The following is a 14,300-nucleotide window of genomic DNA, read 5'->3' on the forward strand; positions in this document are numbered from 1 at the left end:
TGGTCCGTTCAACTCGTTCCTCCTGAGAGAGGAACTACGGGAGACGCCTTTATGGACGCCGTTATCAAGAAACTCATGCCGCAGTCGGCCTATATGGAAAAGCCGGTCACCGACCGGCCGAGTGAGGCCGAAGTCGAAGCCGCGGTGCGCACCTTGTTGCGCTGGACCGGCGACAATCCTGAGCGCGAGGGCCTGATCGACACGCCGAAGCGCGTCACCAAGGCGTTCCGCGAAATGTTCAACGGCTACGATATGTGCCCGGCCGAGGAGCTTGGCCGCACCTTCGAGGAAGTCGCCGGCTATGACGACCTCGTCATAGTCAAGGACATCACGTTCCACTCGCATTGCGAGCATCACATGGTGCCGATCATCGGCAAGGCGCATGTCGGCTATCTGCCTGACGGCAAGGTTGTCGGCCTGTCCAAGATCGCCCGCGTCGTCGACATCTTTGCCCACCGCCTGCAGACCCAGGAAGCGATGACCGCGCAGATTGCCGGCGTCATCCAGGACGTGCTCAATCCGCGCGGCGTCGCCGTCATGCTCGAGGCCGAGCATATGTGCATGGCCATGCGCGGCATCCGCAAACAGGGCTCCACCACGCTGACCTCGACCTTCACCGGCGTCTTCAAGGATACACCTGAAGAGCAGGTCCGCTTCGTCACCATGGTGCGCGGCGGCGGAACTGATCAGACCCGCGCCGCCCTCGCTAAATAGGGACCGGCGAATGTCGGCATTGGAATTCCCGAAAGCTCCATCTGACAAGAAGGCACTCGAGGAAGGCACCGTCCTTTCACCGCGCTTCGATGCCGGCGGCCTCGTCACTGTCGTCGTCACCGATGCCGAAAACGGCATGCTGCTGATGGTCGCGCATATGAATGCCGAGGCGCTGGCGCTGACACTCGAGACCGGCATCGCGCACTACTGGTCGCGTTCGCGCAACGCGCTGTGGAAGAAGGGCGAAACCTCGGGCAATGTCCAGCAGGTCGTCGAGATGCTCACAGATTGTGACCAGGACGCGATATGGTTGCGCGTCAAAGTGCTGGGTCACGAAGCAACTTGTCACACCGGCCGACGTTCATGCTTTTATCGGACGGTGGGGCTGAGCGATGGCAAAGGGACGCTTGCCAACGACGGCAGCAAGCCGCTGTTCGATGCGGAAAAAACGTATCGAAAGCCCAAAACACCATCAGTATGAACCATTCGCAGCACTTCAGCCACGTATATTCATGATTTCGATACGGCCCGCCTGTAGGATGACCGTGGGACAAGGGAGATTGTGATGCTCGACTGGGCGTCATTGCGCAACAGACCTGACGTTCGGGAGGCCAATGGCCTCTCCTCGGCCGCAGGCGCATCCGAAACCAAATCTCCAGGTAAAACAGGGATCTCGCTGGCATTGGGCGGCGGCTGTGCGCGCGGCTGGGCGCATATCGGCGTGCTGCGCGCGCTTGACGAAGCCGGCATCGAAGTGTCGATGATCGCCGGCACCTCGATCGGCGCGCTGGTCGGCGGCTGCTATGTTGCCGGCAAACTTGACGAGCTGGAAGAATTCGCGCGCAGCCTGACCAGGCGGCGCATTTTTGGCCTTCTCGACCTCAATCTACGCGGCAGCGGCCTGTTCGGTGGCATGAAGCTCGATGCACGGCTGCGCGAGCACATAGCCGGCATCCGCTTCGAGGACCTGCCAAAACCGTTCGTCTGCGTCGCTGCCGAAATCCGCACCGGCCATGAAATCTGGCTGTCGAGCGGCTCGTTGAGTACCGCCATGCGCGCCTCCTACGCGCTGCCCGGCGTGTTCGAGCCGGTCGCCTGCAACGGGCGCGTGCTGGTCGACGGCGCACTGGTCAATCCGGTGCCGGTCTCGGTCTGCCGTGCCTACGAGCAGCCGCTCGTGGTTGCAGTGAACCTTCACTACGATCTGTTCGGCCGCGCCGCAGTGATCAAGCACAGCGCAGGCGAGCTGATCGTCGAGAGAGACGCGCCAAGGGGTGGCCACGCCGATCCCGAACGTCAGTCACGCGAGACGCGGCTCGGCATCACCGGCGTCATGGTCGAAGCCTTCAACATCATCCAGGACCGCATTTCGCGCGCCAGGCTGGCCGGCGACCCGCCGGACATGTCGCTGCAGCCGAAGCTCAGCCATATCGGCCTGACCGAATTCCACCGCGCCGACGAAGCGATCCGTATCGGCTACCAGGCAACGATGGCGCAAATCGGCGAACTGACCCGGCTGCAGACCGTCCTCGCTTAGGCCGAGCGGTCAGCGAGCTCTCAGGCAAGCGCCGCGTCGACGATACGAAATTGCACCGTGCGGTTGCCGTTCCAGTGATTGCCCGACAATGAGCCGGCGACGTGCACCGGTTTGCCCCTGTTCTTGAACAGGAATTCGCCAAGCGCAGTATCGACGGCGCGAAAGGCGATCGCCTGGATGCGGCCGCCGCTTTCCGACTGCAGGTCGGCGCGGATATGGTTGGTGCCGACCGCCCGCGCATCAACCAGCCGGTGGCGCGGCAGCGCGAACACCGGCGCGACATGCCCGGCGCCGAACGGCCCTGCCCGCTCAAGCGCATCGAGCAGCGCAAGCGTCGCGCCCTCGGCGGCAAGCGCGCCGTCGATCGCCAGGCTCTCCTCGCCTTGCAGCCGGAACACATCCACCGCAGCGCGCTCTTCGAAAAAAGCCCGGAGCGCGCCGAGCTTCGCCCGCTCGACGGTGATGCCTGCCGCCATTCCGTGGCCGCCGCCCTTGACGATCAGCCCGGCATCGGCAGCCTCGCGCACCAGCCGGCCGAGGTCGAAGCCCGACACCGAACGGCCTGACCCCGTACCGACGCCATTGGCGTTGAAGGCGATGGCAAAAGCCGGCCGTCTTGTATGGTCCTTGAGCCGCGAGGCAAGCAGGCCGACAATGCCCGGATGCCAGTTGCTGCTGGCTGTGACCACGATGGCCGGACCATTGCCGCCGGCAAGCTCGGCGTCGGCCTCTGAGCGCGCCGCGGCCAGCATCTCCTGCTCCATCGATTGCCGCTCCTGGTTGAGCCGGTCCAGCGTCTCGGCGATGGTGCGGGCCTCGACCGGGTCGTCGGTTGCAAGCAGGCGGCTGCCAAGTGCTGCGTCGCCGATGCGCCCGCCGGCGTTGATGCGCGGACCGATCACAAAGGCCAGATGGAACGTGCTGATCGGCTCGCCGATACGCGAGACCCGCGCCAGTGCCGCCAGCCCCTCGTTTCTCTGTTGCCGCGCCACCTGTAGCCCCTTGACCACGAAGGCCCGGTTGATGCCGGTGAGCGGCACCACGTCGCAGACGGTGCCCAGCGCCACCAGATCGAGCAGGCCAAGCAGGTCCGGCGCTGCGGCATCCGGCAGCCGGCTGCGCAGGATCTTCGCCGTCTGTACCATGCACAGGAAGACGACGCCGGCGGCGCAAAGATGGCCTTGTCCGGAAAGATCGTCCTCGCGATTAGGATTGACGACCGCAGCCGCCGCCGGCAACGGCCCGCCGACCTGATGGTGATCGAGCACCACGACGTCGGCGCCGGCGGCCTTCGCCGCGTCGATGGAAGCAGCACTGTTGGTGCCGCAATCGACGGTGACGATCAGCGTCGCGCCGCGCGAGACGAGTTCGCGCATCGCTTCCGGATTGGGGCCGTAACCCTCGAAGATGCGGTCCGGTATGTAGATCTCCGACGGCACCGAGAAATGTGCGAGAAAGCGCTTGAGCAGCGCCGATGAGGCGGCGCCGTCGACATCGTAGTCGCCAAAGATCGCCACCTTTTCCCTGGCCATCACCGCCTGGGCAATGCGAGAGGCCGCCTTCTCCATGTCGGTCAGCGATGCCGGGTCGGGCAGCAGGTTGCGGATGGTCGGATCCAGGAACCGCTCGGTCTGCTCGGCGGTGACGCCGCGCCCGGCCAGCACGCGTGCCACGATGTCGGGCACGCCATAACCTTGCGCGATGGCGAGCGCAGCCATGTCCTGACGCTCGGTCAGCCGGTGTTCCCAGGAAACGCCGGTGGCCGACTGCCTGACATCTAGGAAAAAGCGTCTTTCCCCCGTCACGTGACGCGCCGTCTGCAATTTGTCATTGCGCACAATATGCAACGGCTAACTGAGTCGAAATCAAAACTTTTCCAGATCCTGGTGCCTGGCCTTGATTTCGCGCACGGTTCGCGACGACGAGCGCAGCACGATCGTGTGCGTGGTGATGAAATTGCGGCCGAACTTGACGCCGGCCAGCATATTGCCGTCGGTGACGCCGGTCGCGGCAAACAGCACGTCGCCGCGTGCCATGTCTTGCGTGTGGTAGATCCGTTTCGGGTTGGAGATCCCCATCTTCGCCGCGCGCGCCAGCTTTTCCGGCGTGTCAAGGATCAGCCTGCCCTGCATCTGGCCGCCGGTGCAGCGCAAGGCCGCCGCCGCCAGCACGCCCTCCGGCGCACCGCCGGTGCCGAGATAGATGTCGATGCCGGTTTCGTCCGGGTCGGTGGTGTGGATGACGCCGGCGACATCACCGTCGCCGATCAGCCGGATCGCGGCGCCTGTCGCCCGCACGGCTTCGATCAAGGCGCCATGGCGCGGCCGGTCGAGGATACAGGCGGTGATCTCTGCCACCGGAACGCCCTTGGCCCTGGCCAGGCTGGCAATATTTTCGGCCGGCGAGGCATCGATGTCGATGATGCCATCGGCATAGCCCGGGCCGATGGCGATCTTGTCCATATAGACGTCCGGCGCGAACAGAAGGCTGCCTTTTTCGGCAATGGCGATGACGGCCAACGCATTGGGCAGGTTCTTGGCGCAGATCGTCGTGCCTTCGAGCGGATCGAGCGCGATGTCGACAGCCGGGCCTTTGCCTGTACCGACCTCCTCGCCGATATAGAGCATCGGCGCCTCGTCGCGCTCGCCCTCGCCGATCACCACCGTGCCGTTGATGGCGAGACGATTAAGCTCCTGGCGCATGGCGTCGACCGCGACCTGATCGGCGGCTTTCTCGTCGCCGCGTCCGCGCAATCTGGCGGCCGCGACCGCGGCGCGTTCGGTGACGCGCACCAATTCCATGGTCAGTATCCGGTCGAGGCCGGCGACAATGTTCTGGGCCACATTCATCGATGGATAATCCTCGTTGGCACTTTGTTTCTATGCATGTCGTTGTCCCAAAACCGCCGCACACTTTTGGGCGACATGCATTAGCCTCCCGCCAGAGACGCGCTTCTTGTGTCAAAGCCTCGTGACAACAGCAAGACCTGCGCTGGACCTTTTTGAAAGCGCAGCAATATCAATCGATTAAACGCAAAATGTGAGACTGCTATCCGGCCCGCTCGATGCGGATGACTTGCGGCTTGTCGGTCAGAAGGCTGTCCCTGGTGATGCCGTCGACGGCCTTGCGCACCGCCGCCTCGGTCGTCTCGTGGGTGACCAGGATGACTGTCTTCTGTGCCTCGGTTTCCGGCCCTGCGGCATGTTGCACGATCGATTCCAGCGAAATGTCGTTGTCGGCCATGCGTTTGGCGATCGCGGCGAAAACGCCGAGGCGGTCGTGCACGGTCAGCCGGATGAAATAACCGCCGGCATGGCTGCGCATCTGCGCCTTTTTGTAGGGCTTCAATTCCTTCGCCGGCCGGCCGAAGACCGGGCCATGCTGGAAGCCAGGCCGGCTCTTGGCAATGTCGGCAATGTCGCCGATCACCGCCGAAGCGGTGGCGTTGCCGCCGGCACCGGGGCCGGAAAGCAGCAATTCGCCGAGGATGTCGGTTTCGATCGCGACCGCATTGGTGACACCGTGCACCTGCGCGATGACCGAGGCCGTCGGCACCATGGTCGGGTGAACGCGCTGCTCGATACCGCTTTCGGTGCGTTGGGCGACGCCAAGCAGCTTGATCCGGTAGCCGAGATCGCCGGCCGCGCGGATATCGGCCTGGCTGATGTTGGAGATGCCCTCCATGTAGATGTCATTGGCCGCAATCCTCGTGCCGAAGGCAAGGCTGGTCAGGATCGACAGCTTGTGCGCGGTGTCGTGGCCCTCGATGTCGAAGGTCGGGTCGGCTTCGGCATAGCCCAGCCGCTGGGCGTCCTTCAGGCAGGCATCAAAGGACAGGCCCTCGGCTTCCATGCGCGTCAAAATATAATTGCAGGTGCCGTTGAGGATGCCGAAGACGCGGGTCACCGAATTGCCGGCCATCGCCTCGCGCATCGTCTTGATGACCGGAATGCCGCCGGCCACCGCAGCTTCGTAGTTGAGCAGCACACCCCTCTTTTCCGCGATCTCGGCCAACGACACGCCGTGCTTGGCAAGCAGTGCCTTGTTGGCGGTGACGACATGGCGGCCGGCCTCGAGCGCCGCCTTCACCGAGGACCGTGCCGCGCCCTCGTCGCCGCCGATCAGCTCGACGAATACATCGATCTCGGCGGTCTGCGCCATCTTGACGGCGTCGTCGAACCACTGTGCTGTGCCAAGATCAACGCCGCGGTCGCGTTTGGGATCGCGGGCCGAAACCGCCGACACGACGATGTCGCGTCCGCACTGCCGCGTCAGTTCCGCCGCTTTGTCGCGCAGCACGCGAGCCACCGACGCACCGACGGTGCCGAGGCCGGCAATTCCAACACGCAACGCTTCAGCCATGTCCGGCGACGCCCCATTCGGTCGATTGATGTGTAGAAAACTCAGCGATGCGCGGCGAGCGGTACGACGTTATTCGGCTGCTTGGCGCTGGATGCGAGGAAGCGTTTGATGTTGCGCGCTGCCTGACGGATCCGGTGCTCGTTTTCGACCAGCGCGATGCGCACGTGATCGTCGCCATGCTCGCCGAAGCCGACGCCCGGCGCCACCGCGACGTCGGCGTGCTCGATCAGGAGCTTGGAGAATTCAAGCGAGCCGAGGTGCTTGAACGGCTCCGGGATCGGCGCCCAGGCGAACATCGACGCCGCCGGTGCGGGAATGGTCCAGCCGGCACGGCTGAAGGCGTCGACCATGACATCGCGGCGTTTGCGGTAGACCTCGCGCACTTCGGCGATATCGGCACCGTCGCCGTTGAGTGCATGCGCGGCCGCCACCTGGATCGGTGTGAAGGCGCCGTAGTCGAGATAGGATTTCACCCGCGTCAGCGCCGAGATCAGCCTTTCATTGCCGACCGCAAACCCCATGCGCCAGCCCGGCATCGAAAAGGTCTTCGACATCGAGGTGAACTCGACCGCGACGTCGATCGCGCCCGGCACCTGCAGCACCGAAGGCGGCGGATTGCCGTCGAAATAAATCTCCGAATAGGCAAGGTCCGACAGGATGATGATGTCGTTCTTCCTGGCGAAAGCCACCACCTCCTTGTAGAAATCGAGCGAGGCGACCAGTGCCGTCGGGTTGGACGGATAATTGAGGATCAGCGCCAGCGGCTTCGGGATCGAATGGCGGATGCCGCGCTCCAGCGCCGGGATGAAACCGTCGTCCGGTTCGACCTGCAGCGAGCGGATGACGCCGCCCGACATGATGAAGCCGAAGGCGTGGATCGGATAGGTCGGATTGGGGCACAGGATCACATCGCCGGGGGCGGTGATCGCCTGCGCCATATTGGCAAAGCCCTCCTTTGACCCGAGCGTCGCCACCACCTGGCTGTCCGGGTCGAGCTTCACGCCGAAACGGCGGGCATAATAATTGGCCTGGGCACGGCGCAGGCCCGGAATGCCGCGCGACGACGAATAGCGGTGCGTGCGCGGATCACGCACTACCTCGCAGAGTTTGTCGACGATGGCCTTGGGCGTCGGCAGGTCCGGATTGCCCATGCCAAGGTCGATGATGTCGGCGCCACGCGAGCGGGCACTGGCCTTCAGCCGGTTGACCTGTTCGAAGACATAGGGCGGAAGCCGGCGGACCTTGTGAAATTCTTCCATGGCAGTTCCAGACAGTGAGGTTGCGGTCGCGCGTATAAGCTTATTTGCAATTAGGGTCGAGAGCGGGGTCGCATTTGCCTTCGATCTGCTTCAGCGCCTCGGCGCCGTGTTTTTTTGCCAGCTGGTCCAGCGCAGCCTGGTCCGCGACCTTGACGCCGCCGCCCTTCGCGGCCTGGCCCTGCTCCTCGGCCTTCAGCTGGGCGAGCTTGGCGTTCTTTTCCTCGTCGGTGAATTGCTCGGCCGCCACCTGCGGCGGGATGTTCAGGTTCGGGTAGGAACCGGTGTCCTTCGCCCCGACAAGGCCGGTGGCGGGCGCTGCACCTTCTATGTTGCTGCTCGTGCAACCGGCCATCGCCAGCAGGACGAGCGCCATGCGGCAAAAACGACCAGTGCCGGAAAAAACGTTCGTGCCAATATTAATCGTCATATTGTTTTCCTGGCGGCCGGGTTAGAGCACGTTGGACCCTGTCCGATATCCCATGGTAATATGTCAACAAAACGCTTCGGGAGGAACCCCGCGAACCATGTCCAAAACACCCGATTCGGGCAAAGCGGAAGATGACCAACCTTCGACCGTCGAGCAATATCTGGTTAAGGACCCGGAACGCTTCGCTCTGAACATGGCCCGCATGATCGAGCAGGCCGGCAAGGCCGCCTCGGCATGGGCCGAGCCGCGGGAAAAGGGCGAGGTGCGCGATCATGTCGCCGAGCCGGTCGTCGACATGGTGAAGACGTTCTCCAAACTCACCGAATACTGGCTCTCCGACCCGCAGCGCGCGCTGGAGGCACAGACACGATTGTTTTCCGGCTATATGGCCGTCTGGGCCAATGCCGTTCAGCGCATCGGCGCCGGTGCCGAGGAGACCGAGGATGCGGTCAAGCCCGAGCGCGGCGACAAGCGTTTCCAGGACCCGGAATGGGGCCGCAACGCCTTTTTCGATTTCCTCAAACAAGCCTATCTCGTCACCTCGCGCTGGGCGGCCGAACTGGTCGAGCACGCCGACGGTCTGGACGAGCACACCCGCCACAAGGCCAGCTTTTATGTCAGGCAGGTGTCCAACGCCATCTCGCCGTCGAATTTCATCCTGACCAATCCGGAATTGTTTCGCGAGACCGTCGCCTCGAACGGCGAAAATCTGGTGCGCGGCATGAAGATGCTGGCCGAGGACATTGCCGCAGGCAAGGGCGACCTGAAGCTGCGGCAGGCCGATTACTCACCCTTCGAGATCGGCAAGAATCTCGCCACCACCCCCGGCAAGGTGGTCGGCCGCAGCGACGTCGCTGAAATCCTGCAATACGAGCCGGCGACCGACACCGTGCTCAAGCGGCCGCTGCTGATCTGCCCGCCATGGATCAACAAATACTACATCCTCGACCTCAACCCGCAAAAATCCTTCATCCGCTGGGCGGTCGAGCAAGGCCACACGGTCTTCGTCATCTCCTGGATCAATCCGGACGAGCGGCACGGCACCAAGAGCTGGGAGGCCTATATCAGGGAGGGCCTGCAATACGGCCTCGACACGATTGAAAAGGCCACCGGCGAAAAGGACGTCAATGCCATCGGCTATTGCGTCGGCGGCACGCTGTTGGCGGCAGCGCTGGCCTTGATGGCGCAGGAAGGCGACCACCGCATCAAATCGGCGACCTTCTTCACCACGCAGGTCGATTTCACCTATGCCGGCGACTTGAAAGTGTTCGTCGATGAGGAGCAAGTCGCGGCCGTTGAAAAGGCAATGAGCGAAAAAGGCTATCTCGACGGCACGAGGATGGCGACCGCCTTCAACATGCTGCGCTCGGGCGACCTGATCTGGCCCTATGTCGTCAACAATTACATGCGCGGCAAGGATCCCCTGCCCTTCGACCTGCTCTACTGGAACGCCGATTCGACCCGCATGGGCGCTGCCAACCATTCCTTCTATTTGCGCAATTGCTATCTTGAGAACAGGCTTTCGCAAGGCATGATGGAGTTGGCGGGCCGCACGGTTTCGCTGAAGGATGTCACCATCCCGGTCTACAACCTCGCCTCGAAGGAGGATCACATCGCGCCGGCGCTGTCGGTGTTCCTCGGCTCGAAATATTTCGGCGGCAAGGTCGACTACGTCGTGGCCGGCTCCGGCCACATCGCCGGCGTCGTCAATCCGCCGGCGGCGCAGAAATACCACTACTGGACCGGCGGCAAGCCGGCTGGCGACTTCGACCAGTGGTTCGCCGGGGCCACTGACCATCCCGGCTCCTGGTGGCCGCACTGGCAGCGCTGGATCGAAGCCAGGGACAATACCCGCGTACCGGCCCGCAAACCGGGCGAGCATATGCAAGTTCTAGGCGAAGCCCCCGGCACCTATGTCAAGGTGCGTGTGTAACCATCTGTAATGTGTGGTGAGTTGACGCGCCGCCAAAAGCGGGCGAAATGGTGTCGTCAACCCTGAGCAGCCTTGATTCATCCTCTAGCCGCCAAATTACTTTGAGGCTTGCAGATTTGACACAGGTCTCGTTTCCGGTTCGGGGAACAAGGGTCATTTCGACGAGACGTTTCGACGCCGCGCCAATGACGAACCGGTCGGATATCGAGGGGGAATTTTGTTTTGAGATCAGCAGGATCGCGCCTCGCGAAGGGAGAAAGCCGCGCCATTGTGGCGGCGCTTTTCTCGGTGCTTCTGGCGTCCTGCACCTCTGCCGGCGACCCGACCATGTCGGTCGGCATGCCAGGCTATAATGCCTCGGCCACCGAAATCAGCACGGCCGCCGGTGCGCCCCAGGCCAGCACGGCCGCCTCATCGTCGCAGATGACAACCGCACAAATGACGATGAATGCAGAGGGCGACGCCAACCTTCCCGAGCAGGTCGCCTATGTGCCAATGGCCAAGCCAGGGGCCAAGTCCGATGCCGGCTTCCCGATCGCCGTTCCCACGGCGGCCGAGACGATCGCGGGACATTCGCCGCAACCGCTGCAACCAAACGCCGAGGCGGCTGAACAGGCCAACGCTGTTGCGCAGAACAGTGCCGCCGCCGATGCCGGCGCATCGAAGCCCGATGCCAAGGCCGCCGCGCCGGCGATGAACAACCCGGTCTATGTGACCGCCGGCGAGATGCCGCAGCCACAGGCCTATGCACCGAAGAAAAACTTCCTGGCCTCGCTGTTCAGCGCTACGCCTGCTTCGGCGGCATCGCCGGCCAACAGCAGATCGGGCGGGCAGCCAGCGGTCTTGCAGGCCAAGGCGACGCCCGCGGCAAAGCCCACCGTCACCCTGGCCTCGGCCAACCCGGCTGAAAAGCCGGTGCAGTTGGCATCGGCCGGCGATACCAGCCACTTCACGGCCGATGCGCTGCCCGGCGTGCGCCAGACGGCACTGTTCGAGATCAAGCGCAAATCCGGCCTCGACGACGAGAGTGATGTCGACCTCAACGAAGACGAAGGTTCGGGTGGCGCCTACCAGGTCGCCTCCGCCGCCGGCCTCGCCCGGCTGGCACCCAACGGTCTCCTGAAACAGAACGAAAGCGTCGATGTCGCCTGCTTGAAGCCGTCGCTGGTTCGCGTGCTGAAGACGATCGAAGGCCACTACGGCCGCAAGATGACGGTTACCTCCGGCTATCGCGATCCGGCCCGCAACCGTCGCGCCAACGGTGCCAAGAACTCGCTGCACATGTACTGCGCCGCCGCCGACATCCAGGTTCCCGGCGTCTCAAAATGGGAACTGGCGAGCTATGTCCGCACCATGCCGGGCCGCGGCGGCGTCGGCACCTACTGCCACACCGAATCCGTCCACGTCGATGTCGGACCGGAGCGCGACTGGAACTGGCGCTGCCGCAGGCGCGGCTAGGGCGAGGTTCTTCCGCCACTGAAGGCCCTTCGGCGGCGTTGCATCATGCCGCAAAAACCAGCTTGGCTGTCGGAAAGACGCGGTTTGGAGCCAAAGGAAAAAAGTTGTCGCAGCCGGCAGCAGACGGGTTGCCGGTTTGTCGCGACGCAACTATAAGCGCTCACATCTGAACGCGCCCATCGTCTAGCGGTCAGGACACCGCCCTTTCACGGCGGTAACAGGGGTTCGATTCCCCTTGGGCGTACCAGAGACCTCAAGTACTTAGCACATGCCATCGCTAACGCGCTGCGTGACCTTGCCGGACCACCACTCTGATGAGGATGTCGGCAAAGGCTGCCAGACAACTTGAAGATTATGTCGACGGCTCCCTACGCCCGCAGCCCCCTCGCCTCGCCGGGGCGCTTGCGCGGCACCATCATATCCCTGGCCAGGAGGCCGCTCACCCGGCAAAAGGCCATGAAGGCCCGCCATGCGTCCTCGGTCTCGACGATGTCCACAGTGGCGCCGAAACAGGCGTTGAACGCGGCCTGGTAGGTTGGCCCCTTCCGGCGAACCGGCCATGTTTGCAGGAGATCGAGCGCCTGCTCGACGCTGTAGATTTCCTCGACCGGCTGGCCGGGCACAGGCGCGATCCGCACCGGCACCTCGAATTGCAGTCTGTCCATTCGATCTCTCCCGAACCGATGCCCCCGCAGCAATGCCGTTCGTCGCAAAAAGTTGCCGTGGCGGCTTATGCTTGGGCCGACTTCTCGCCTAGAAATGTGTCGTCACTGCGGTAGCCAAATGAGCCGGTCGGAAGCATGGGCCGCTACAGGCAAGGAGAGTGCCCCCAAAGGCCTGAATATCGCCGGTCTTCGGTCGTCGCCGGCAGTTCGTCCTTGAACCTTGCGCTTTCCAGTGCCAAATCTGGGGAGATTTCTCTTGCGGGGCTCATCCAGGCCTCCCATCCCTACAAGACGGACAAAAATGGTCACCTATCTCGACGCCGCCACGGCACCGCTCAGAAACACCGGCCAGATCCGTCTTTACGACGAGGAAGGCTTTGCCGGCATGCGCAAGGCGTGCGATCTCACTGCGCGCTGCCTCGACGAACTGGTGCCGATGGTGGCGCCCGGCGTCACCACTGAGGCGATTGATCGTTTCGTCTTCGAGTTCGGCATGGACCATGGCGCGCTTCCGGCGACGCTCAACTATCGCGGCTACACGAAATCGTCCTGCACTTCGATCAACCACGTCGTCTGTCACGGCATACCCGACCACAAACCGTTGAAGGACGGCGACGTCGTCAACATCGACGTCACCTATATCCTCGACGGCTGGCATGGCGATTCCTCGCGCATGTATCCGGTCGGCACGATCAAGCGTGCCGCGGAGCGGCTGCTCGAGGTCACGTATGAGTGCCTGATGCGCGGCATTGCGGCGATCGAGCCGGGCGCCCGCACCGGCGCCATCGGTGCCGCCATCCAGACCTATGCCGAAGCCGAGCGTTGCTCGGTGGTGCGCGATTTCTGTGGCCACGGCGTCGGCCGGCTGTTTCACGACGCGCCGAACATCCTGCATTACGGCAGCGCCAGCGAAGGCGTGGAGATGCGGCCGGGCATGATCTTTACCGTCGAGCCGATGATCAATCTCGGCCGGCCGCATGTAAAGGTGCTGTCGGACGGCTGGACTGCGGTGACGCGCGACCGTTCGCTGTCGGCGCAGTACGAGCACACGATCGGCGTCACTGAGACCGGCTGCGAGATTTTCACGCTGTCGCCAAAAAACCTCGACCGCCCCGGCCTGCGGGCCTAGTGTCTGGCAGATCGGGCGTCACCTTGCCCGGCAAATGCTGGGTGCGGGCAGCCATGACCGGTGACGATGACGAGCGGGCCTTCTTTCCCGAAAAGCCGGTACGATCGCCCGCCAAGGCAGTGGCCGCCGACAAGCCGCAGTATTTCGGCCATCGCGACCGCTTGCGCGAGCGCTTCGCCGCCGGTCCCAACACCCTCCCCGACTACGAACTGCTCGAGCTTTTGTTGTTTCGGCTGATCCCGCGCGCCGACACCAAGCCGGTCGCCAAGGCATTGCTGGCGCGCTTCGGCACGTTGGCCGAAGTGCTCGGCGCGCCTGTCGAGCGGCTGCAGGAGGTGAAGGGCATCGGCCCGGCGGTGGCGCTCGACCTGAAGGTGGTTGCTGCAACGGCGCAGCGCATGGCGCGCGGCGAGATCGCCGGCCGCGAGCTTTTGTCAACCTGGACGCAGGTTCTCGAATACTGCCGGTCGGTCATGGCCTTCGAGGAGCGGGAGCAGTTCCGCATCCTGTTCCTCGACAAGAAGAACGCACTGATCGCCGACGAAGTGCAGCAGGTCGGCACCGTTGACCACACGCCGGTCTATCCGCGCGAGGTGGTCAGGCGCGCCTTGGAGCTCTCGGCGACGGCGATTATTCTGGCTCACAACCATCCATCGGGCGATCCGACGCCGTCGCGCGCCGACATCGAGATGACCAAGCTGATCATCGAGACGGCCAAACCGCTTGGCATTGCCGTTCACGATCACATCATCATCGGCAGGAAAGGCCACTCCAGCATGAAGGGCCTGCTGCTTATTTGAGGCTTATTGTTACCGG

13 protein-coding genes and 1 tRNA gene are annotated in these 14,300 nt (G+C 63.5%); 8 read left to right on the forward strand and 6 right to left on the reverse strand.

The genetic code is table 11. The features are described 5' to 3' along the window. Window positions 1–51 precede the first annotated feature (51 nt). From folE to NKG95_RS27030, 3 genes are all read left to right on the forward strand, one after another. Window positions 52–714, forward strand: coding sequence for a GTP cyclohydrolase I FolE (gene folE / locus NKG95_RS27020; RefSeq protein WP_352482163.1), 663 nt, complete (start codon window positions 52–54; stop codon window positions 712–714). 10 nt (window positions 715–724) lie between these two features. Beyond that, a complete protein-coding gene (gene hisI / locus NKG95_RS27025; RefSeq protein WP_352482161.1) occupies window positions 725–1,195 on the forward strand; it encodes a phosphoribosyl-AMP cyclohydrolase in 471 nt (156 codons plus the stop codon). 84 nt (window positions 1,196–1,279) lie between these two features. Then, complete coding sequence (locus NKG95_RS27030) at window positions 1,280–2,251, forward strand: patatin family protein (protein WP_352482159.1); 972 nt, start codon at window positions 1,280–1,282, stop codon at window positions 2,249–2,251. 20 nt (window positions 2,252–2,271) lie between these two features. On the opposite strand, the gene recJ is transcribed toward NKG95_RS27030, so the two are convergent. From recJ to NKG95_RS27055, 5 genes are all read right to left on the reverse strand, one after another. After that, window positions 2,272–4,056 (reverse strand): single-stranded-DNA-specific exonuclease RecJ, encoded by a 1,785-nt coding sequence (gene recJ, locus NKG95_RS27035; protein WP_353043013.1) that lies wholly within the window; start codon window positions 4,054–4,056, stop codon window positions 2,272–2,274. 60 nt (window positions 4,057–4,116) lie between these two features. After that, window positions 4,117–5,100 carry a class II fructose-bisphosphatase gene (gene glpX, locus NKG95_RS27040; RefSeq protein ID WP_023720150.1) on the reverse strand — a complete coding sequence of 328 codons (984 nt, stop codon included), beginning with the start codon at window positions 5,098–5,100 and terminating at the stop codon, window positions 4,117–4,119. Window positions 5,101–5,299: 199 nt separating this feature from the next. Further along, on the reverse strand, window positions 5,300–6,613 hold the full coding sequence (locus tag NKG95_RS27045; protein ID WP_352586954.1) for a homoserine dehydrogenase: 1,314 nt from the start codon (window positions 6,611–6,613) through the stop codon (window positions 5,300–5,302). A 41-nt stretch (window positions 6,614–6,654) separates the two neighbouring features. After that, window positions 6,655–7,872: an LL-diaminopimelate aminotransferase gene (locus NKG95_RS27050; protein ID WP_352998931.1), complete on the reverse strand. Its 1,218-nt coding sequence runs from the start codon at window positions 7,870–7,872 to the stop codon at window positions 6,655–6,657. A 40-nt stretch (window positions 7,873–7,912) separates the two neighbouring features. After that, window positions 7,913–8,245 (reverse strand): hypothetical protein, encoded by a 333-nt coding sequence (locus tag NKG95_RS27055; RefSeq protein WP_352482154.1) that lies wholly within the window; start codon window positions 8,243–8,245, stop codon window positions 7,913–7,915. Window positions 8,246–8,396: 151 nt separating this feature from the next. On the opposite strand from NKG95_RS27055, the gene NKG95_RS27060 reads away from it, so the two are divergent. The 3 genes from NKG95_RS27060 (at window position 8,397) to NKG95_RS27070 (ending at window position 11,937) form a co-directional block, all read left to right on the forward strand. Further along, window positions 8,397–10,232, forward strand: coding sequence for a PHA/PHB synthase family protein (locus NKG95_RS27060; protein ID WP_352547334.1), 1,836 nt, complete (start codon window positions 8,397–8,399; stop codon window positions 10,230–10,232). 270 nt (window positions 10,233–10,502) lie between these two features. Further along, window positions 10,503–11,690 (forward strand): YcbK family protein, encoded by a 1,188-nt coding sequence (locus NKG95_RS27065; protein ID WP_353043014.1) that lies wholly within the window; start codon window positions 10,503–10,505, stop codon window positions 11,688–11,690. A gap of 172 nt (window positions 11,691–11,862) precedes the next feature. After that, window positions 11,863–11,937: transfer RNA gene (locus NKG95_RS27070), tRNA-Glu, on the forward strand. A gap of 121 nt (window positions 11,938–12,058) precedes the next feature. Here the strand turns inward: NKG95_RS27070 and NKG95_RS27075 are convergent. Beyond that, window positions 12,059–12,355 (reverse strand): DUF982 domain-containing protein, encoded by a 297-nt coding sequence (locus NKG95_RS27075; RefSeq protein ID WP_353043015.1) that lies wholly within the window; start codon window positions 12,353–12,355, stop codon window positions 12,059–12,061. A gap of 301 nt (window positions 12,356–12,656) precedes the next feature. On the opposite strand from NKG95_RS27075, the gene map reads away from it, so the two are divergent. Together map and radC are read left to right on the forward strand one after the other, a co-directional pair. Next, on the forward strand, window positions 12,657–13,484 hold the full coding sequence (gene map, locus NKG95_RS27080; RefSeq protein ID WP_353043016.1) for a type I methionyl aminopeptidase: 828 nt from the start codon (window positions 12,657–12,659) through the stop codon (window positions 13,482–13,484). 53 nt (window positions 13,485–13,537) lie between these two features. After that, window positions 13,538–14,284, forward strand: coding sequence for a RadC family protein (gene radC / locus NKG95_RS27085; RefSeq protein ID WP_353043017.1), 747 nt, complete (start codon window positions 13,538–13,540; stop codon window positions 14,282–14,284). The last annotated feature ends 16 nt before the right edge of the window (window positions 14,285–14,300 follow it).

This window comes from Mesorhizobium sp. M1423, assembly GCF_040317575.1.
GTDB lineage: Bacteria > Pseudomonadota > Alphaproteobacteria > Rhizobiales > Rhizobiaceae > Mesorhizobium.

What these genes read in the sequence shown, in the direction of transcription:
- folE (WP_352482163.1), top strand. Translation starts at nt 52, where the DNA reads ATGGACGCCGTTATCAAGAAACTCATGCCGCAGTCGGCCTATATGGAA.
- hisI (WP_352482161.1), top strand. Translation starts at nt 725, where the DNA reads ATGTCGGCATTGGAATTCCCGAAAGCTCCATCTGACAAGAAGGCACTC.
- NKG95_RS27030 (WP_352482159.1), top strand. Translation starts at nt 1,280, where the DNA reads ATGCTCGACTGGGCGTCATTGCGCAACAGACCTGACGTTCGGGAGGCC.
- glpX (WP_023720150.1), bottom strand. Translation starts at nt 5,100, where the DNA reads ATGAATGTGGCCCAGAACATTGTCGCCGGCCTCGACCGGATACTGACC.
- NKG95_RS27045 (WP_352586954.1), bottom strand. Translation starts at nt 6,613, where the DNA reads ATGGCTGAAGCGTTGCGTGTTGGAATTGCCGGCCTCGGCACCGTCGGT.
- NKG95_RS27050 (WP_352998931.1), bottom strand. Translation starts at nt 7,872, where the DNA reads ATGGAAGAATTTCACAAGGTCCGCCGGCTTCCGCCCTATGTCTTCGAA.
- NKG95_RS27055 (WP_352482154.1), bottom strand. Translation starts at nt 8,245, where the DNA reads ATGGCGCTCGTCCTGCTGGCGATGGCCGGTTGCACGAGCAGCAACATA.
- NKG95_RS27060 (WP_352547334.1), top strand. Translation starts at nt 8,397, where the DNA reads ATGTCCAAAACACCCGATTCGGGCAAAGCGGAAGATGACCAACCTTCG.
- NKG95_RS27075 (WP_353043015.1), bottom strand. Translation starts at nt 12,355, where the DNA reads ATGGACAGACTGCAATTCGAGGTGCCGGTGCGGATCGCGCCTGTGCCC.
- map (WP_353043016.1), top strand. Translation starts at nt 12,657, where the DNA reads ATGGTCACCTATCTCGACGCCGCCACGGCACCGCTCAGAAACACCGGC.
- radC (WP_353043017.1), top strand. Translation starts at nt 13,538, where the DNA reads ATGACCGGTGACGATGACGAGCGGGCCTTCTTTCCCGAAAAGCCGGTA.